The organism is Paracoccaceae bacterium, from assembly GCA_019454225.1.
Taxonomy (GTDB): Bacteria; Pseudomonadota; Alphaproteobacteria; order Rhodobacterales; family Rhodobacteraceae.
Genome location: CP075370.1, coordinates 3,492,557 through 3,512,876, shown reverse-complemented (window position 1 = coordinate 3,512,876; position 20,320 = coordinate 3,492,557). Strand labels below are relative to the sequence as shown.

8 protein-coding genes are annotated in these 20,320 nt (G+C 67.7%); 3 read left to right on the top strand and 5 right to left on the bottom strand.

What is annotated here, in order from left to right; genetic code table 11:
* Positions 1 to 2 precede the first annotated feature (2 nt).
* From KF887_16710 to KF887_16690, 5 genes are all read right to left on the bottom strand, one after another.
* Positions 3 to 809 (bottom strand): serine/threonine-protein phosphatase, encoded by an 807-nt coding sequence (locus KF887_16710; GenBank protein QYK41012.1) that lies wholly within the window; start codon positions 807 to 809, stop codon positions 3 to 5.
* A 200-nt stretch (positions 810 to 1,009) separates the two neighbouring features.
* Positions 1,010 to 10,549: an autotransporter-associated beta strand repeat-containing protein gene (locus KF887_16705; protein QYK41011.1), complete on the bottom strand. Its 9,540-nt coding sequence runs from the start codon at positions 10,547 to 10,549 to the stop codon at positions 1,010 to 1,012.
* A gap of 179 nt (positions 10,550 to 10,728) precedes the next feature.
* A complete protein-coding gene (locus tag KF887_16700; GenBank protein ID QYK41010.1) occupies positions 10,729 to 11,457 on the bottom strand; it encodes a hypothetical protein in 729 nt (242 codons plus the stop codon).
* 145 nt (positions 11,458 to 11,602) lie between these two features.
* Positions 11,603 to 15,292 (bottom strand): glycosyltransferase, encoded by a 3,690-nt coding sequence (locus KF887_16695; protein QYK41009.1) that lies wholly within the window; start codon positions 15,290 to 15,292, stop codon positions 11,603 to 11,605.
* A 61-nt stretch (positions 15,293 to 15,353) separates the two neighbouring features.
* The gene (locus KF887_16690; protein QYK41008.1) at positions 15,354 to 16,292 is read right to left on the bottom strand and encodes a LysR family transcriptional regulator; all 939 of its coding nucleotides are present in this window, start codon (positions 16,290 to 16,292) and stop codon (positions 15,354 to 15,356) included.
* A 155-nt stretch (positions 16,293 to 16,447) separates the two neighbouring features.
* Between KF887_16690 and KF887_16685 the strand changes: the two genes are divergently transcribed.
* From KF887_16685 to KF887_16675, 3 genes are all read left to right on the top strand, one after another.
* Positions 16,448 to 17,515 (top strand): sugar-binding protein, encoded by a 1,068-nt coding sequence (locus KF887_16685; protein QYK41007.1) that lies wholly within the window; start codon positions 16,448 to 16,450, stop codon positions 17,513 to 17,515.
* A 64-nt stretch (positions 17,516 to 17,579) separates the two neighbouring features.
* Entirely contained in the window at positions 17,580 to 19,109 is a 1,530-nt protein-coding gene (locus tag KF887_16680) for a sugar ABC transporter ATP-binding protein (protein ID QYK41006.1), read from the top strand.
* Positions 19,106 to 20,308, top strand: a complete 1,203-nt coding sequence (locus tag KF887_16675; protein ID QYK41005.1) for a sugar ABC transporter permease — start codon at positions 19,106 to 19,108, stop codon at positions 20,306 to 20,308. The genes KF887_16680 and KF887_16675 overlap by 4 nt, the downstream gene beginning before the upstream one ends.
* The last annotated feature ends 12 nt before the right edge of the window (positions 20,309 to 20,320 follow it).

The following is a 20,320-nucleotide window of genomic DNA, read 5'->3' as shown; positions in this document are numbered from 1 at the left end:
GGTCAGTCTTCCGCTTTTCCGTCATCCACACCGACCAGGGGGATGCCCGGCCGCGTCCGTTCGTCGTCGTCGTCGGTCGCATCGACCAGGCACCGTGTCACGATCACCGTCACATTATCGCGGGCGCCGCGATCAAGTGTCAACGCGATCAGACGGTCGCAAGCGGCCTGCGCGCTTGGTTGCATCAGATAGATTGCAATTTCCTCGTCGGCGACGTGTCCGGTCAGCCCGTCGGAACACAGCAGAAACGTATCGCCCGCCTGAAGGGTGCCGTAGGTCTCGTCCGTTTCCGGTGTATCGAACACGCCGATGGCCCGGGTGATCACGTTCTTGCGCGGCCAGTTCGCCGCCTGATCCTGGGTGATGGTGCCCAGCCGCAGCAGTTCGTTCACCTCGGTGTGGTCCGTGGTCATCTGGTGCAGCACACCGTCCCGCAGCAGGTAGATTCGGCTGTCGCCCGACCAGATGCAGGCAAAGTGGTGCTGATAGATCAGAAGCGCGGCCAGCGTGGCGCCGACGGTGGCGCCGTCCAGTTCGGCCGAATGACGGCGGATATCCTCATGCGCGAGCATCAGGCGGTCGAGGAAGCGCAGCTTCAGGTCCATCGCTGACGTGGGTATGCCCACCCAGTTGGCGCTTTCCACGATCTTCCGGCTGGCAAAGTCGCCCGCCTTGTGACCCCCCATGCCGTCAGCGACCAGCCAGACACCCGAAGCGGGACGGGTCAGGAAGCAGTCTTCGTTATGTGACCGAACGCGCCCGGGGTGGGATGCCGCCCCGGTATCGAAGACGAATTGCACGTCCAGCATCCCTTCCTCCCGCACAAATCAAACACTCGGTTCCAAAGGCGGCAACAATACGGCTCATCCTGTCCGAAAGAATAGGCGGATTCCATCGGCGCCGCAAAGTGGTCGTTGGCGATCCGGCAGAAATTTTCCGCCGCCGGGCACGTGGGAAAACGAAAAGGGGCCGGTGATCCGGCCCCTTTCCCGATTTCCGCCGATGTCCGTCAGAACGACAGGCGAACCTGCGCCGTGAGACTGTAGGCGTTGCTGACGTTCGAACCGAAGCGCGCATCGGCGCGGACGTTGGCGTTGAGCTGCAGCGGCTTGCCCGATGCGACATTGTCCAGAACCGTCACGTAGTTCCAGCCGATGCTTGCCTCGCCGAAGCCGCCGATGCCTTCGATGGTCAGGTTCTGCACCGGATCGCCGTTGCCGGGCGAGAAGGTCGCGGTCCGCTTGCCATCGACATCGTGATAGTAGTTCCCGCTGACGAACACGCGCTGGCTGGTCAGATCGTCCTTGCCGGGGAACAGCTTCACCAGCGTCGCACCCACGAACACGACGTTCGAGCTGTAGGCATCCAGCCGCAGCACGCCGCTCGACGCACTGGCGGGATCAAGCGACACGGGGTCGATGATCTGGATGTCCGACGATCCCGTCCGGGTGAGCGAGAAGCCGCCCGTGGGCACAAGGAACGTATCGCCCCTCTCGTTGACCGGGAAGCCATAGCTGACGCGGGTCGTGACGTTGGTCGACCGCGAGTCGAAGGTCTGGCCGTCCACGCCGAGGCCGATGAACCCGCCTTCGACGGTTTCGCGCAGGTCGTACTTGGTGCGGTCGAAACGCAACTGCGTGTCGATCGTCCAGCCGTCGCGGTTGATCGCGGCGTAGAGCCCCGCATAGGACTGCTTGAAGTCCGCGAAGGTGGTCGAGGACAGCTGGTCGCCGCCCACGCCGGGCAGGAACACGCCCTGATTGGTCTTGCCGCTGTTGTAGCCGAGGATGGCACCGGCCGTGCCGTCCCAGCCATTGAAGAACCGGCCGTCGTTGCAGCCGATGTCATAGCCGCCCTGGACGCCCCAGTAGGTGGCCGAGATGCGGGCCTCGTTGTCGCGCACACCGTTGTTGCTGGTGCCGGTCACTTCGGCGCGGCCACCCACGGCGCGGGCATAGCCACCCTGGAAGCAGCCCAACTCGCCCGTGACGCCGCCGGTGAAGGGGCTGGATGGCCGGTTGACGACGTTGGAGACCAGCGACTGCACGACCGAGACGTTCGCCGCAATGCCGCCGATGCCGCCTGAGGTCTGGTTGACGGCCTGAAGCTGGTTGCCGTCGACCTCGAGAAGTGTCACGAGCGCCCCGCCGGTCACGCCGCGCAGCACGAAGCTGCCCGCGTCGAACGCCGCCTGGGTGTTGCCGGATGTCAGAAGCGTCACCCGGTCACCCGGCCGCACGAGATCGCCCAGCGGGTTGAGTGTGAAGCCCACGATCGGGCCGCCGGTATCCACCGTGCCCGCCACCTCGATCCGGTCCGACAGGCCCGGCTGACCGCTTGTCCCGGTGACGAAACCGTCATCGACCGCTGTCAGCGGATTGTCCACGTAGGTCGAGCGGAACGAGGTGTCGACCACGAACTCACCGCCCGAAAGGTTGCCGACGATGGACAGAACGTCATCCGTCAGCCCGTTGACCATGTTCACCGTGCCGGTCAGCGCCGTCACCTCGCCGGTCATCGGATCGGGTGCCGAGAAGGTCACCGTGTTGGTGAAGCTGCCGCCGACCCGGGTGAAGCCGGTGACGTTCATCGTGCCGGTGTTGGTGACGTTCCCGCCGATGCTGTTCTGCGCCAGGATGTCGTTGCCCGCGCCGACAATGGTGGCGCCGACGAAGCCGCCTGGTGCGTTGCTGCCGGAGTTCACGTTCAGGTCCCCGGCCAGCGACCCGGTCAGCGTCAGCCGTGCCCCGGCGCCGACCGTCGTCGCGCCGGTGAAGGTGTTGGCACCGCCGAGCGTCGTGACATTGCTGCCAGTCAGCAGCAGGTTGCCGGTGCCGACAATCGGCCCGGTGATGTTCGATGCGCCGGTCTGCAATGTCAGGACCGTGCCCGCGCCAACGATGTTGGTCGTCCCGGCCGTGTTCAGGCTTGCGATGGTCTCGGACCCGCTGAGCAGGAAGGTGCCCGGGCCATTGACGGCGGTTGTGCCAAGAAGCGCGCCGCCGTCGGTGGCGAAGGTGCCACCCGCGATATTGATCGTTGTCGAGGCCAGCGTGCCACCGCCCAGCACGTTGAGCGTGCCGCCGGTGACCTGGGTCGTGCCGACATAGCCGTTGGCGCCGGTCAGGTTCGTGGTGCCACCGGCCACGGTCAGGCCACCCGCGCCATTGATCGCGCCGCTGACGTTCGAGGTGCCCGGACCCTGCAGTGTCAGGGTGCCCGCGTTGACGTTGGTGGTTCCGGCACCGCTCAGGCTGGCGATCGTTTCCGATCCGCCAAGCGTCAGGATGCCGGCGTTCGCCACATCGGCGCTGCCAGACAGGGCGCCGCCATCGGTTACCAGTGTCCCTGTCGCCGTCACCGTCACGTCGTCCGACGCGATCGTGCCGGCGCCGGTAACGCTCGTGGTGTTGTCCTGGACCGTGACCGCCCCTGCACCGTCGAGCGCGCCGAGGATCGAGCCGCCCAGCAGAAGCTGTGCGCCCGAGGCGGTCACGCTGGTGCCCGCGCCGATGGTCGCGCCATTCGACTGGGTGAAGGTGACGGTGTTGATGTCAACGCCGCCTGCCGTGATGCCAACGGACTGGCTGAACTGGGTCGCCACATTGTAGATGCCGCCATTGATCGTGCCGGCGACCTGGTTCAGCGCATTGATGGTCTCGGTCCCGGTGTTGTTCAGCGTGCCGCCGACCGTCACCGTTGCCCCGGCCGCAAGGGCCCCGCCGTCGGTGGTCAGCGTGCCGGTGTTGTCGACCGTCACACTGTTCGACGCGATGGAACCCGCACCCGTCACGGTGGTCGTGCCGTCCTGAACCGTCACCGCCCCCGCACCGCCAAGCGTGCCGAGGATCGAGCCACCCGACAGGGTCTGCGCCCCGGCCGCGCTGATCGTCGTGCCAGCCGCAAGGACGCCGCCGCCGCTCTGGGCAAAAGTGCCCGTGGCGGTGATCGTGCCGCCGCCGTTCACCGTTCCGCCGGTCTGGTCGAGCGAGGTGATGGTCTCGGCGCCACTGACGGTCAGCGTGCCCGCCGTGGTAACCGCGGCACCGGCCGACAGCGCCCCGCCATCGGTCAGCAGCGTCCCGCTGCCAAGCACGTTGATCGTGTTCGATGCGATCGACCCCGCTCCGGTCACGCTTGTGAGTGCGGTCTGCACGGTCACCGCGCCCGCGCCGCCGAGCGTCCCGAGGATCTGACCCCCCGACAAGGTCTGCGAACCGCTGGCGTTCACCGCGGTACCCGCCGCTACGATGCCGCCGTTCAACTGCTGGAAGGCTACCGTGTCGATCGTGATGCTGCCCGCGGTCGTGCCGCCGTTCTGGCTGAACAGGTTGGACAGCGTGATGGTGCCGCTGCCGCCGACCGTGGCGTTCGTCGTGTTCAGCGTGACAAGGCTCTCGGCCCCGGTGGTCTGGAACGTGGCCGGTCCGGTCATGCCGATCGACGCGCCAGCCGCGATCGCGCCGCCCGCGGTCGACAGCACGCCGCCCGAACTGATCTGGATGTCGGTCGAGGCGATGGTGGCGCCGGCGAGGAAAGTGGTCGTGCCCGTGGTCACCTCGGTTATGGCGCCCGCGCCGTCCAGCGTGCCGCCGATGGTTCCGCCCTGCAGCACCTGCTGGCCGCCCGGCGCCACGGTCACCGAGGTGCCCGCCGCAACGATGGCCCCGCCCGACTGGGTGAAGCTTGCCGCGTTGATGTCGACCGTTCCGCCCGTGGTGCCGCCCGACTGGGTGAAGGCCCCGCTCAGCGTCTGGACGCCCGTACCGTTGATGGTGCCGCCGGTCTGCGTGATCGCCGCATAGCTGTCGGTTCCGGACGAGGTGAAGGTGCCGGTGTCGCCCACGGTCACGGTGGCCCCCGCCGCCAGCGCGTCGCTGTCGGTGGTCAGTGTGCCGGTACCGTTCACCGTCACGTCCGTCGAGGCGACCGAACCCGCACCCGTGATCGCCAGGGTGCCGCTGTTGACAGTGGTTGCGCCCGTGTAGGTGTTCGCCCCGGTCAGTGTGGTGTTGCTGGTACCGGTGACGGTCAGCGCGCCGTCGCCCGAGATGATGCCCGAGATGTCGGAGGCGCCCGAGTTCAGCGTCAGCAGCGCGCCCGACGTGAGCGAGATCGCCCCCGGGTTGGACACGCCCGTGTTGAACACGTTGGCGATGCTCTCGTCTCCGCTGATCGCAAAGGTGCCGTCGTTGCGGATCGAGGTCGAGGTCGTCAGCGCCCCGCCATCGGTCGACAGGGTGGCCAGCGGGTCGATGGTGATGCTCGGGCCGGTCAGCGTGCCCGTCCCCGTCACCGCCAGCGTGCCGCCGCTCACCGTGGTGCCGCCGCTGTAGGTATTGGCTCCGGTCAGCGTCAGGGTGCCGCTGCCCAGCTTCTGAAGGAAGCCGTCGCCGTCGATCGCGCCGTCAAAGGTGCTGCTGCTGGCGTTGCCCGCGACCAGACCGCCGGTTGCGGTGGTGGTGATGGTGCCGCCCGTGCCTGTCAGGACGCCGGTGGTCAGGGTGGCCGTGGTGGTCACCGTCCCGGCCGTCATGTCAAGCGTGCCCACGGTTTCGGTCGTATTCACGTTCACCGCGCCGCCGGTCAGCGACAGCGTACCGGTATCCGACAGGTCGGACCCTGCGTTCAGGTTGACCGTCCCCGCCGAAACCGAAGTGTCGCCGGTCACAGTGCCCGCGTTGTCGAAGGTTCCGGTCGAGTTGTGCGTCAGGCTGGCCAGCGTTCCCACGTTCGAGCCTGCGCCCGCGCCCGTGTTGGTCAGCGCGCCCGCCGTGGCCCCGGCGTTGTTGGTGAAGGTGCCCGCGTTGTCGACATCCGCCATGGTGCCGCTGTTGACGACAGTGCCGCCGGCGCCGATGGTGGTATCGGTCTGCACGTCGCCCGTGCCACCGACCGTCGTGGTGCCGCCGGTCACGTTCAGCGTGCCGGTGCCGGTCACGTCGCCGTCGATGGTGGAGTTGCCCGTCGGGATGCCGTTCGAGGCGACGCCGTTCAGGGTCAGGACAGTGGCCGCGCCGTTGATCTCGAGCGTGCCGACGTTGCCGACGTTGGTCGCGCCCGCCGTCTCGGACCCGTTCACCCGCACGGTGCCACTGGCGATGATCGCCGCACCGTCATCGGTCAGGGCGCCGCCGTTCAGCTCCAGCGTGGCGCCGGTCGTGGCACCCACCGTGTCGGCTGCGACCGACCCACCCGCCGCGATGATCAGCGTGGCCGAGGAGGCGCCGGCAAAGCCCGGCCCCACCGCACCGGTGATGCTGCTGACGCCCGTCAGGGTCAGCGTGGACGAACCCAGCAGGTCGAAGTTGCCGCTGCCGGTCAGGCTGCCGGCAAAGGTCAGGCCGTTGCCCTCGGCCACCGACAGGGTATTGCCGTTCACGTCAACCGTGGACCCGGCAGCGCCCGACAGCGCGCCGATGGTCTCGTTGCTGGCCAGTTCGAAGGTCGCGCCGCCGGCGACATCCACCGCCCCGGTATCGGCGATGGCCAGACCGCCGGCCGCGATCAGCGTCCCGGCCGAGATGGTGGTGGTACCGGTGTAGGTGTTGGCCCCCGAGAGCGTGAGCGTTCCTGCGCCGATCTTTTCCAGCGGCCGGCCCGCCACATCCTCGCTGATCACGCCCGACTGCTCGGCCGCGCCGGTGGTTACCTGGACCTGCGTCGTATCGCTCGCGATCTCCACATCGGTGCCGATATTCACGCCGTCGGCATAGTCGATGACCGAACCGGTGGTGCGGATCAGGCCGCCCGCACCGCCCGCCGCGTCGTCCGATTCCAGCCGCAGCGTGGCATCATCCACCGTGATCTGCGTCATCGTGTTGTTGCCCGACAGAACCAGCGTGCCGTCGTTCACGGTGACCGTGTTGTTCGAAACATCGCCGGTGATCGTGAAGGTGCCGTCACCTTCCTTCACCAGATCGCCCGCACCGGTGATCGTGCCCTCGTACAGCGTATCGGTCGCGTCGCCCGTGGTCAGCGCGCCGTTGTCGATGTCGACGGCACCCGTCCCGGTTCCCGCGAGCGCGCCGATGGTCTCGTCCCCGTCGATCACCAGCGTGCCGCCGGTGTTCACGGTGACAAGTCCGGTGGACGACAGGTTCGACCCCGCCCCCGACAGGGTCAGGCTGGCGGTCAGCGCACCCGCACCCTCGACGGTTGTCCCGCCCGAGAAGGTGTTGTTGCCGGTCAGTGTAACGTCCGTCGACTCACCGAGCGCGACGCCGCCCGATACGACCAGCGCGATGTCCCCCGCGCCATCCTGGATCGCGCCGTCAAAGGTCGCCGTGCCGGTCAGCGTCAACCCGGCATCCGCGCCGCTGTTGGTGACGGTGCCGGCGCCCGACAGGGCGTTGACCGTTGTGTCAAACCCGCCGACGTCCAGCGCCGCCCCGTCTGCAACCGAGGTTCCGGCGATGGAGTCCAGAAGAGACGAGCCCGCCCCCGCGCTGCCAATCTGCAACGTACCGGCGTCGATCGCGATGGTCGATCCGGCGCTTTGCGCACCCGAGCCATTGACGACAACCGTTCCACCGGCCCCGGTGGTGCCGATGGCAAGCGCACCTCCGCCTGTCGGGTTCAGCGTGTCGATCGTCAGCGTGGTGCCCGTTGCCGCCGTGATCGTGCCGCCCGCCGCGTCGGTGCCGACGTCGCCGGTGATCGTGCTGTCGGACAGCCCGGTCAGCGTGCCGCCGGACAGTGTGGTGGTGCCGGTCAGGGCGCCGCCGTCAACCTCGAGGGTCGAGGTGATGGTCGTATCGGCGCTGATCGTGCCGGTCAGGGTGGTGGTGCCGGTCTGCACCGTGGCCGCAGCGCCCGACAGGGTGCCGCTGATGATGCCGCCGTCCAGCGTGGCACTGGTGGTCGTGTCCACCAGCCCCGCCATGTCTCCGCCCGACTGGACAAACGTATCCGCCGTGATGATGCCCGTGCCGTCGATGGTGCCGCCCGTCTGTTCCAGGGCGCCGATGGTTTCGTCGATGTTGTTGGTGAACGTGCCCGCGTTGACGGTGATCGTCTCGTCATCGGCAAACGCGTCGCCGCCCGCATCACCGACGTTGATCAGCGTGGCACCGGCACCGTCCAGGACGATGCTGTTGCCGGCAGTGTCGATGAAGCCGCCGATGTTGTTCAGGGTGCCGTCGGTGATCGTGATCCCGGTGGTGTTGCTGATGTTGCCCGTCGTCAGGTTCGTCTGGCCGGATTCGACCGTGATCGCCCCTGCGCCGTCCAGCCGACCGCCGATGGAGCCGCCCTGCAGGGTCTGGTCGCCGGATGCGGTGACGGTGGTGCCAAGCGCCACGACGGCCCCGCCCGACTGGGTGAAGGTGTTGGTGACGACCGTCACCGTGCCGCCCGTGGTGCCGCCCGACTGGTCGAAGGCCCCGGTCACCGTCAGCGTGGAATTGCCGTTCACGGTGCCGTCGCTCTGCGTCAGCGTTGCGATGGTATCGTCCTCGTCGACCGTGAACGTGCCGGTGTCCGAAACGGTCACCGTGCTGGTGTCCGCAAGGTCCGAGTTCGTCTGCAGCCGCACCGTCCCGCCCGACACGCTGGTGTCGCCGGTCACGGTGCCGGTGGTCAGCCCCCCGATGTTGGTGGTGCCTGCGGTGTTGGTCAGCGATGTCACCGAACCGGCGACGCTGGCAAAGCCAGAGTTCGTCAGGGCCCCGGCCGTCCCGCCGACCGACAGGTTGCCCGCGTTGTCGATGTCGGCGACCGACGAGGTGCCCTGCACCGTCACGGTGCCGTCCACGCCGATTTCCATGTTGCTGACGATGCTGCCACCGCCACCGATGATCAGCGAGCCCTCGGTCACAACCGTGGTGCCGGTGTAGGTGTTCGTACCGGTCAGCTGCAGGCTGCCGGTCCCGATCTTCTCGATCCCGTGCGGACCTGTCGTTTCCACGATGTTGCCGGTCTGGGTGGCGTTGTCGGCGCCGAGAACCTCAAGCTGGGTATCGTCGGAATCGAGATTGATCTCGGATGCCACCGAAACAGCGTCGGCATAGCTGATGACCGAACCGGTGGTGGTGATGGTGCCGCCGATCGCGCCCGAATTGCCGATGCGCAGCGTGCCCGATTCCAGCGTGACGTCTCCGGTGATGGTGCCCGTGGCATCGACGGTCACCGTGCCCGCGCCCGCGGCGATCGTGGTCGCCCCGGCGCCGGTCAGCGTGCCCGAGATGGTGCCGCCGGTCAGTTCCTTCGCCCCGGCCGAGGACAGCGTCGCACCCAGCGTGCCGCCGCTCTGGGTGTAGGACGTCGCGGTCAGCGTGCCGGTTCCGGTGATCGCGCCGGAGGACATGGCAACGGTGTCCACCGTGTCGCTGAAGCCCTGCAGCGCCAGCGTGCCGCCGTTGACCGTGACGTCCGAGGCGTCGTCGATGATGTTGTCGGCGCCGAGCCGGAACGTGCCCGCCGTGACGGTGGTCGCGCCGGTATAGGCAAGGCCGGTATCGAAACGCTGCGTGAAGTTGGCGCCGTTCAACGTGATCCCGCCGGTGCCGGTCACGTTGATGGCCGCGTTCGCGGAATCGGGAACGCCCGATCCGGCCAGCGTGATCGTGTTGCCGTTCAGGTTCAGCGTGCCGGAGGCAGCCCCCAGAAGCAGGCCCACCGTCTCGTCCGCCTCAAGCGATACCGTGCCGGTGGTGACCTCCAGCGCGTCGGTATTGCCCACGGCGTTCCCGCCCTGGAGCACGAGAGTCCCGCCATTGACCCGCAACCGACCAGAGCCGGTCATCGTGTTGTTGCCGCTGAGCGTCAGCGTCTCAGCGCCCTGCTTCAGCAGGTAGGTGGAATCGAACGTGGCCGATCCCGTGATGTCGCCGCTGTAGGTGCCGGCCGAGGACTGATTGATCGTCAGCGTGGCGTCAGGGACGAAGTTGATCGTGCCGCCGGTGCCCGACAGCGAGCCGACGGTGTCCGATGCGTTCACGTTCACCGTGCCGCCGTTGACGATGAAGTCCTGGGCGTCTGCAAGGTTGGTCCCGCTGTTCAGGTTCAGCGTGCCCGAGTTGATCGTGGTCGTGCCCTGCACGACCCCGGCATTGTCAAAGGTGCCGCTGCCCACGCGAAGGTAGCCGGTGATGGTTCCCGCGTTCGACCCGGTGGTCCCGATGGCATCCAGCGAACCACCGATCGTACCGCCAGACTCGATCACGATGTTCCCGTCCAGCGCCGTGGCAACAGGGCTGTTCAGGGTGCCGGTGCCCGAGATTGTCAGGGTACCCGCCGAAACGTTCGTCTGCGCCACCGTCTCGGTCGTGCTCACCGTGGGCTGGTTCGGGGCCCCTGCGTCGCTGATCTCTGCGGTCTGGCCGACGGTCGGTTTCGCGTCGCCGTCCCAGTTCGTCCCGGTGGCCCAGTCGCTGTCCGTCTCGCCGTCCCAGGTCTGCGCCTGCGCCTGACCGCCAAGGGTCAGCATCACGCCCGTGGCCAGGATGAACACCAGTTCGGTCGCGCGCCCCAGGCGGCAGTGGCGCCGCAGGCTGCGCTGCCGGATACCGATCTGGCGGGTGGTCGTCATCGGAAGGGGTTGGGACATGACCTGGTTCCTGCATACGAGCCAACGACCCCGCGAAGGGTCGTGAATGAGTTTGCCCGAACCTAGTCGAATGCCGTTCGCGGCAGCAACAGCAATCCGGGATTTTGACGCTCTTGCGCCATTGCCGCAGGGTGACTGTCGCCTTTACGACACGTCATCCGGTGCGTGATCGTGCCGCATCATTCCGCCCAGACCGTGCGCCGCGCGGTTTCGAGCAGCGCAAGGTCGTCGCGGTTGTTGTCTTCAAGAAACACACGCAGTTCCGGCGAGATCTCGGCGACTTCCTTCTCTACGGCGCGGTTCAGGTGCATCGACCCGGCCGAGAACTTCGGCCACACCGGCGCAACCAGCCGCTGAAACCGGCCGATGCTGTGGCCGAACCGCTCGACCTCGCCCACGAAGCTCAGCACCTTCAGCGCCGCCTCGGCGCGTTCCAGTTCCGGCTGCGGGCCGGGCACGAAGCGCGACAGGCGGGCGACGTGGAAGTCGCGGCACTGGCGGTCACCCCGCACGGCGATGCGCGCCCGCGCATAGCCGTCAAGGTCGGTGCGCCGGGCAAGTTCCACGCCGCGGCTGTCGGCCACGGCGGTTGCGGCCTGTGCGCGCTCGAAAAGATAGGCGGACCGGATGCGCTCGACCGGATCGCGCAGGAACAGCGCCGAAATGATGCGCACACCGGGAATTTCGGGCAGCGGACCCGAGGCGGTATGGCTGGAAAACGCCACCGCCTGCGGGTTCGAGACAATCCACTCCGTCACCTGATCGGTGTTGCTGGCGGGGCCTGTCGGAAATTCGGCCGTGACCCAGCGACCGGGAAAGTTCCATTTCAGGATGCCATCGAAAGAGGTCCCGGCATTCTTGAACAGGTGGTAGTGCAGGATGATCGTGCGATCCATCAGATGCGCCATCTGGCCTCCATGGCTGTTCCAGCGGCCCCCGCCGCAGGCACCGCACCCCGCCCGGCGTCACCGGGCCCCCCGGGCGGCGGGATTACCCACAATCGGCGGGTCGCGCAACGCCCGGACCGCGCCCGCCCCGCGGTTCGGGTTCCGGTCATGCGGTGGCGGTGGGCGGCGGGGGGCGGCGCGCCTCGATCAGCGCGCAGCCGGTCAGCGCGCATTCCGGAAGCGTCATGCGGTCGCTGCGCACGTCCCATCCTTCCGCCTCAAGCATCAGCACAAGCCGCATCAGGCGCGGCGCCTCGGCCCGGGCCGTGCCCGGTTGCTGCCCCACCGGCGCGCATGCAAGCACAAGCCGCGTGCAGGTGTCACCCGCGACGTCGAGCACGGTGCGCAGCATGTCCTCTGCCGCGTCGTCCAGAACGATGCGCGCGGCCAGAAGCTCGGCCGCGTCGGGCGCGACAAGCCGGCCGGACGGCGCAAGCGCATCGGCAAGCGACGGCATGTCACCCGCCACGGCCAGCGCGGGCAGGCGCGCCGGGTCGATCCGCGCCAGTGCCGTGTCCGGTTGCCCGGCCAGGCGTGCCAGGGCCTGCGCCGCCACGCGCTCTGCCGATCCGGGCAACCCGTCCCCGGCCGCCAGGCTGTCGGGCCGGTCGTCGTGCAGGAAGCGGCGCTGTTCGGCGGCGCCGGTGATCGTGCAGCGGCCCGAGAATGGCGCCGCGCCCACCTTGGCCAGCTGGCGCAGAAGACGGCGCCGCGTCACCTCGGGCGAATACGCGCGCGCAACGAAATCGCGCCCGCCACGGCTCAGCCGGTCCCACAGGTCGGCGTCCTCGACGACCCACAGCACCGCGGCCGCGAAATCCTCGGGACTGTCGGCGATCACGATCTCGCTGCCAGGCTGCAGGCCCATCCCCTCGGCCCCCACGGTGGTCGAGATGCAGGGCACCCCCGCCGCCAGCGACGACCCGATCTTGCCCTTGATGCCCGCGCCGTACTGCAACGGCACGATCGTGGCGACCAGCCCGTCCAGATAGCTGTCCAGATCCTCGACATAGCCCACCACCTTGACGCCCGGCAGTTTCAGCGCGTCGAAGGCGGCAGGGGGGCTGGAACCGACGATGTGGAACTCCAGGTCCGGTCGCGCGGACTGGATCAGCGGCCAGATGTCGGACAGGAAATACATCACCGCATCGACATTGGGGGTGTGGCGATAGCCGCCCACGAAGGCGATGCCGCGCCGCCCCTCGCGCGGAGGCACCCGTTCCGCAACCGGCATGACCAGTGGAATGACCGACAGGCTGTCACGCACCCCCATGTCGCGCAGGACGTCGCGTTCGTGGGTCGACACCAGGATCGTGTCCGATGCCATGCCGATCACCTGCAGCTCGCGCGTCCGGATCGCGGCGACACGCTCCATGTCCTCGGGCAGGTTCCCCTTCAGCCGCGCCTCGCGCGATGCGCGCAGGAAATGCAGGTCGGCGGTGTTGAAGATGATCGGCGTCGCCGGACACAACTGGCGCAGCCTCTCGATCCAGCGACCGCCTTCTCCGTAGCGGCACAGGTAGAAGACATCGAAATCGGATGCATGGCGATCCAGGTAGCGGCCGATGTCCTTGACGTAGGGGGTATGGATCAGCTCGACCCCCAGGGCCTGCAGCGCCGTGCCATAGCTTCCCGACGGCAGCAGGTTGTTCGGCACGAAGGTCAGTTCGTAGCCCATCCCCAGCAGCAGCCGGATGTGCCACCACGCGATCACCGACCCTGCGTCCTTGTCGGGTTCGGGCACCTCGTGGTCGATCATCAGGATGCGCGGGCGCCGCGCCCGGGGGATGTTCCGCGGATAGATGGTCTGGCTGTGTTCGTGCCGCTCAAGCGCAAAGGCCCAGCGTTCGCGCAGCTTCTCGAAGTTCACCACCTGGTAGGCCTTGATCCCGCTGTCCGTCGAGGTGCCCGAGGACACTCCCTCGAAATGGACGACGACCGAGGCGGGCTGATAGATCACGCGCCAGCCCAGCTGCCGCAGCCGCATGGCAAGGTCGGTATCCTCGCAATAGGCGGGCATGTAGCGGGTGTCGAACCCGCCCACGTCCCGCCAGACCGCCCGCGGGACAAGGATTGCGGCACCCGAGATGTAGTCCGCATCGCGGCGGGTGGAAAAGCCCGGCTCGCTCGGGTCCGCCCCGCGGCCGAGGTTCGCACCGCCGCCGTCCGACCAGACATATCCCCCTGCCTCCTGCAGCGTTCCGTCGGGGTAGACAAGCTTTGACCCGATGATCCCCGCGTCGGGGGTCTGGCGCGCGATGTCGAGCAGGCTGTCGATCCAGCCGGGCAGCACGGCGGTATCGTTGTTCAGCAGGAAGACATAGGGCGCGATCGCCGCCTGCGCGGCGTTGTTGCACGACTGCAGGAACCCCATGTTCTCGGGGTTGCGGATATAGGTGATGCCCGGCAGGTCGCGGAGGAAACCGGCGGTCTCGTCGCTCGATCCGTCGTCGGCCACGATCACTTGCAGCCGTGCCCGGTCACCGGCCCGCAGCATCGACCACAGGCAGCGAAGGGTATAGAGGAACTGGTTGTAGACCGGCACGATCACCGTGACCTCGGGATCGGCCCGGCCCCATCGCGCCACGCCTGCCCGCACCTCCTCGCGCAGCTGGTCCCAGCCGTCGAAATCGTCCGACCAAGCGGGTTCGCGAAGCTTCCGCCCCTCGGCCCGGCCGTGCATCAGGTAGTGCAGCAGCGGCGTGCCGGGGAAATCCTGCATCACCTCGGGGTAGCGCGTGACATAGAACCTGTCGGGGAAGCGGGGGGCCAGCGACATCCAGGGTTCGCGCCCGTGGTCGCGGTAGTGCATCAGCCCCGCGACACCCGGCGATCCCGTCAGATAGCGCTGCCGATAGAGGAATTCGTCGAAAAGCGGATTGGGGTCGATCCCCATCGCCGCCCCGGTTTCCAGGTAGTGCGCCAGCGGCGGCACCCCCCCGAGGTCGGCAGGCAGCCCCCGCGCCACCGCGCCGCGCCGGTAATGCGCGATGTCGAGCATCGGCGTCAGGTCGATCTCGCCCGCGCGGGGCGACGCCAGCACGGCATCCAGCAGCGTCAGTTCGTCATCCGCGCCGTGCAGGTCGGGCATCCGTTCCCAGGAATAGTCGCGCTCGATCAGGGGGTGTGGTGCGGCGGTCGTGCCCCGGTTGCGGCAATAGGCCTCGACCGCGCAGGCCTCGTCGGGCACCCACAGCGCGCGCCGGATATGGGCCGATGAAACCAGGACATGGGGGTCGGGGCGCTGACCTGCGGCGGTGGCGAACCAGGCGGCCAGCACGCCGGCAGGCGTCTCTTCGTCAGGCAGGCCCAGTGCCGCCGCTACCCGGTCGATGTCGAACAACGGTCGCGGTCCCAGCCGTTGCCGGGTCATCAGCAGGCCCAGCAGCGGGTTGTCGAACGGCAAACCGTCGGGCAGGCGCGACCGCAGCCACTTCGGCGCCACCAGCGGATGCGGCCGCCGGTTCTCCGATCCGCCCGCCGTGATGAAATGCAGCAGCGGATGCACGTCGGCGGCGGCGACATCGGGGTAGGTCGTCAGGTAGAACGAGGTCGAGAACAGGGGCGAAGGGTCGCGCCCCTCGGACATCCCGCTCGACAGGAAGTGCTCCAGCGGGTCCATCCCCGCTGCCGCCACGTCCGGGTTTTGCCGCAGATACCAGGCGCCGTCGAACAGCCCGTTGTAGCGCAACGCAATCTCGACCGCGCCGCGATCCGACCCGCCCGGGGCACCCATCCGTCGCTCCGCCTCGGTTCCGGCGTTCGGGCGCAGCCGCCGCATGTAGTCCCGGATCATTGCACCCTTGCCCCACCGACCGCCCTGCGCAGGCGGATAGAGGCGGGATTGGCCCCGGGTGTCAAGCCGACCGGGCTGCCGCGTGGTCAAGGATCATCGCCTGCAACCGGCCCGCCGAGGGCGTCAGCCCGGCCCCCGCCCGCGTCAGCATGCCGAAGGCCGGCACCTCGATCGCGAGGTCTTCGCAGAGCGCGGCGAACGGCGCGTCGGGGCGGCCCGCAAAGCGGTTGGCCACGGCCCGCGCAAGCGGCGCGATCGCGTCCGATCCGTCGAGGATCGCGAATGTCAGCAGGAAACTCGCGGTCGCCACCCGCCCCGGCGGATCGGGCAGGCCCAGCGCGCGCAGTCGGGCCACGACGCTGCGCCTGAGGATCGCGTCGGGCCCGGGCATCACCCAGTCGTAGTGCATGAGCGCCCCCGGCGGCACCTTCGACACGCCCGCCAGCGGATGCCCCCGGCGCACCACAAGGGCCACCGGCTCGGTGCCGACCGGCTGGAACAGCAGCGGTCCGGCGCCGCCGTTGCCGCCATCCTCTGGCAGGCGGGCCAACGCGAAATCCAGCCGCCCCGACAGCAGGCCATCGGTCAGCACGTCCGACGGTCCGACCACGACCTCGACCCGCAGGCCCGGCAGTTCCCGCTGGGCATCGGCCAGAGCGGGCAGCACCAGTTCCAGTGCCGGTCCGGTCACCGCCCCGAGCCGCACGAGCCCCGCACGGCCCTCGGCAATCTCGTCCAGTTCCCGACCGGCATCCTCGACCTCGATCAGCACCCGTGCCGCCCGGCGGGCCAGCGCCGCGCCGGCCGGGGTCAGTGCGATACCGCGCCCGGTGCGCAGATGCAGCGGCGTGCCCGCGATCCCCTCCGCCTCGGACAGGAGGCGCGAGGCTGCCGGCTGCGTCATGCCCATGGCTTCGGCCGCCGCCCCCACCTGTCCGGTCTCGGCCAGCAGCGCGAACAGGCGCAGATGCGCGATCTTCAGTCCCTTTCGCAGCAGCATCGCGACCCGTTATGCCATTTTCGATATGTTTCCCTGCGGAAACCACATTTGACAGACATGACCGCACTTGTCACTGCTGTCATTGCAGCGCCGGGCAATCCGTCCCGGCGTGCGGGCTTTCCCGGCAGCAAGACCGGGTTCTAGGGAGGAACTGCATGAAGATCTTCACCACGGCGCTTTCGGCGCTGGCTGTTGTCGCGGGCCTGGGGCTTGCCCCCGCCATGGCGCAGACCAAGGGCACCATCGGCATCGCCATGCCCACCAAATCCTCGGCCCGCTGGATTTCCGACGGGAATTCCATGGTCGACCAGTTCACCGCGGCAGGCTACGGCACCGATCTGCAATATGCCGAGGATGACATCCCGAACCAGCTGGCCCAGATCGAGAACATGATCACCAAGGGCGTGAACGTGCTGGTCATTGCGGCCATCGACGGCACGACGCTGTCGAACGCGCTCGAGAATGCCGCCGCCAGCGGAATCAAGGTCATCGCCTATGACCGGCTGATCCGCGAAAGCGGGAACGTCGACTACTATGCCACCTTCGACAACTTCCAGGTCGGTGTCCTGCAGGCCGAGTCGCTGGTCGCGGGCCTCAAGGAACGCTTCCCCGACGTGAAGCCCTGGAACGTCGAACTGTTCGGCGGCAGCCCCGACGACAACAACGCCTTCTTCTTCTACAACGGCGCGATGTCCGTGCTGGACCCGCTGATCGCCTCGGGCGATGTCGCGGTGCCCTCGGGCCAGATGGGGATGGACAAGGTCGGCACCCTCCGCTGGGACGGTTCGGTCGCGCAGGCCCGAATGGACAACCTGCTGTCAGCCAACTACGGCGACAAGGTCCTGCACGGCGCGCTGTCGCCCTATGACGGGCTGTCGATCGGCATCCTGTCGTCGCTCAAGGGCGTCGGCTACGGGTCGGGCGACCTGAAGATGCCCGTCGTCACCGGTCAGGACGCCGAGGTGCCGAGCGTGAAGTCGATGATCGCGGGCGAGCAGTATTCGACGGTGTTCAAGGACACCCGCGAACTGGCCCGCGTGACCGTCGGCATGGTCGACGCGCTGCTGGGCGGCGGCGAGCCCGAGATCAACGACACCTCGACCTATGACAACGGGGTCAAGGTCGTGCCGTCCTACCTGCTGAAGCCGGTGTCGGTCGACCTGTCGAACTACGAATCCGTGCTTGTCGGATCGGGCTACTACACCGCGGACCAGCTGAAGTAAGCGGGCCGGACCGGAACTGCGCCGGGCCCTTCCGGGGCCCGGCGCATCCGTCGGGGGGAAAGCCATGACAGCGCTTCTGGACATGCGGGGCATCGGCAAGTCCTTTCCGGGCGTGCGGGCGCTCGACAATGTCACGCTGAACGTCGAGGCGGGCGAGATCCATGCGATCTGCGGCGAGAATGGCGCCGGGAAATCGACCCTGATGAAGGTGCTGTCCGGCGTCTATCCGCATGGCAGCTACGAGGGCGAGATCATCTATGACGGCGCCCCGGCGCGCTTCCGCACCATCGCGGACAGCGAGGCGAGGGGGATCGTGATCATCCATCAGGAACTGGCGCTCGTGCCGCTGCTGTCGATCGCCGAGAACCTGTTCCTTGGAAACGAACGGGCCCGGGCGGGGGTGATCAACTGGCATGAAACCTTTGCGGCGACCGAACGGCTGCTGCGGCGCGTCGGCCTTTCCGAGCCGCCGACGACCGAGGTGGGCAAGCTGGGCGTCGGCAAGCAGCAACTGGTCGAAATCGCCAAGGCGCTTGCCAAGGACGTTCGGCTGCTGATCCTGGACGAGCCGACCGCCGCCCTGCAGGAGAACGACAGCCAGAAACTGCTGGACCTTCTGCTGGAACTGAAGGGGCAGGGGATCACCTCGATCCTGATCAGCCACAAGCTGAACGAGATCGGCCGCGTCGCCGACCGCATCACCATCCTGCGCGACGGCGCCTCGGTCTCGACCCTGACCCGGGCCGAGATTACCGAGGACCGCATCATCCGGGACATGGTGGGCCGTGACATGGCGCACCGCTATCCCGACCGAACCCCGAGGATCGGCGAGGTTCTGCTCGATGTGTCGGGCTGGCAGGTCAGCCATCCGGACCAGAAGGGCCGCAAGGTCATCCGCGACGGCGCGATCACGGTGCGCGCCGGCGAGATCGTCGGCATCGCGGGGTTGATGGGATCGGGTCGCACCGAGTTCGCGATGAGCCTGTTCGGTCGCAGCTATGGCCGCGACATCACGGGCCAGGTGCGGATGAGGGGGCAGGCGGTCGACGTGTCGACGGTGCCAAGGGCAATCGCCGCCGGGCTTGCCTATGTGACCGAGGACCGCAAGGCGCTTGGCCTGGTGCTGGACGAACCGATCCTGCGCAATGTCAGCCTGGCGAACCTGGCCGGCATCGCGCTGCGGGGCGTGCTGAACCGGGGGCGCGAGGCGCAGGTGGCCGAGGACTACCGCGCTGCCATGTCGATCCGCACACCCAGCGTGTTCCAGAAGGTCGTGAACCTGTCGGGCGGCAACCAGCAGAAGGTTGTCCTGTCGAAATGGCTGTTCACCGATCCGCAGGTGCTGATCCTTGACGAACCCACACGCGGCATCGACGTGGGCGCCAAGTACGAAATCTACACGATCATGAACGAACTGGCCGCACAGGGCAGGGGGGTCGTCATGATCTCGTCCGAGATGCCCGAACTTCTGGGGATGTGCGACCGCATCTATGTCATGAACGAAGGCCGGATCGTGGGCGAGCTTGACCGCGACCAGGCCAGCCAGGAACGGATCATGGCACTGATCCTTCAGAGCACGGGGAAAGCTGCATGAGCGACGCGACCGAAGGCCGCCCGACCGCCCGGGCAGGCGGATCGTCCTATCTGGCCGAGCATCTGCGCGAATACGGGATGCTGATGGCGCTCGTGGCGATCGTGCTGTTCTTCGTGGCGCTCGTGCGCATCCAGATCGGGGTCGACTTCCTGTCGGCGCAGAACATCACCAACATATTCCTGCAGAATTCCTATGTGGTCATCATGGCCCTCGGCATGCTGCTGGTCATCGTGTCGGGGCATATCGACCTGTCCGTGGGCTCGGTTGCCGCCTTTACCGGGGCGGTTTCGGCCGTGCTGACGGTAAACCTGGGCATGCCCGTCTGGCAGGTCATCCCGGCCTGCCTCGCGGTCGGCGCGCTGATCGGGGCCGCGCAGGGCTACTGGATCGCCTATTGGCGCATTCCGAGCTTCATCGTGACGCTGGCGGGGATGCTGGTGTTCCGGGGGCTGACGCTGTGGACGCTTGGCGGGCAGAACATCGGCCCCTTCCCCCGGTCGTTCCAGTCGCTTTCCACCGGATTCATCCCCGACGTGATCGGCCCGGGACGGCCCAACGTGACCGCCATGGTCATCGTGGTCGTGCTGTCGCTGGTGCTGCTCTGGGCGGGGTGGCGGGCGCGCCGGCAGGCGGCGCTCTACGACATGGCGCAGGAACCGCTGAACTTCTTCATCTTCCGCAACCTGCTGATCTGCGGCGCGCTGATCTTCGTGGGCTGGAAGCTGGCGAGTTTCCGCGGGTTGCCCAACGTGCTGATCGTGATGGCCGTGCTGATCGTGCTCTACGCCTTCTTCACCGAGAACACGACAACCGGTCGGCGCATCTATGCCGTGGGCGGAAACCTCAAGGCGGCGCGGCTGTCGGGGATCAACGCCGACCGGCTGACCTTCCTGTGTTTCGTCAACATGGGTGCGCTTGCCGCACTCGCGGGCATGATCGTGACCGCACGGCTCAACTCTGCCACCCCCAAGGCCGGCACCGGGTTCGAGCTTGACGTGATCGCGGCGGTCTTCATCGGCGGCGCCAGCATGGCGGGCGGTTCGGGCAAGATCGTCGGCGTCGTCGTGGGGGCCTTCATCATGGGGGTCATGAACAACGGCATGTCGATCCTCGGCATCGGCATCGACTATCAGCAGGTGATCAAGGGGCTGGTCCTTCTGGCCGCCGTGATCTTCGACGTATACAACAAATCCAAGTAGGAACAGACACAT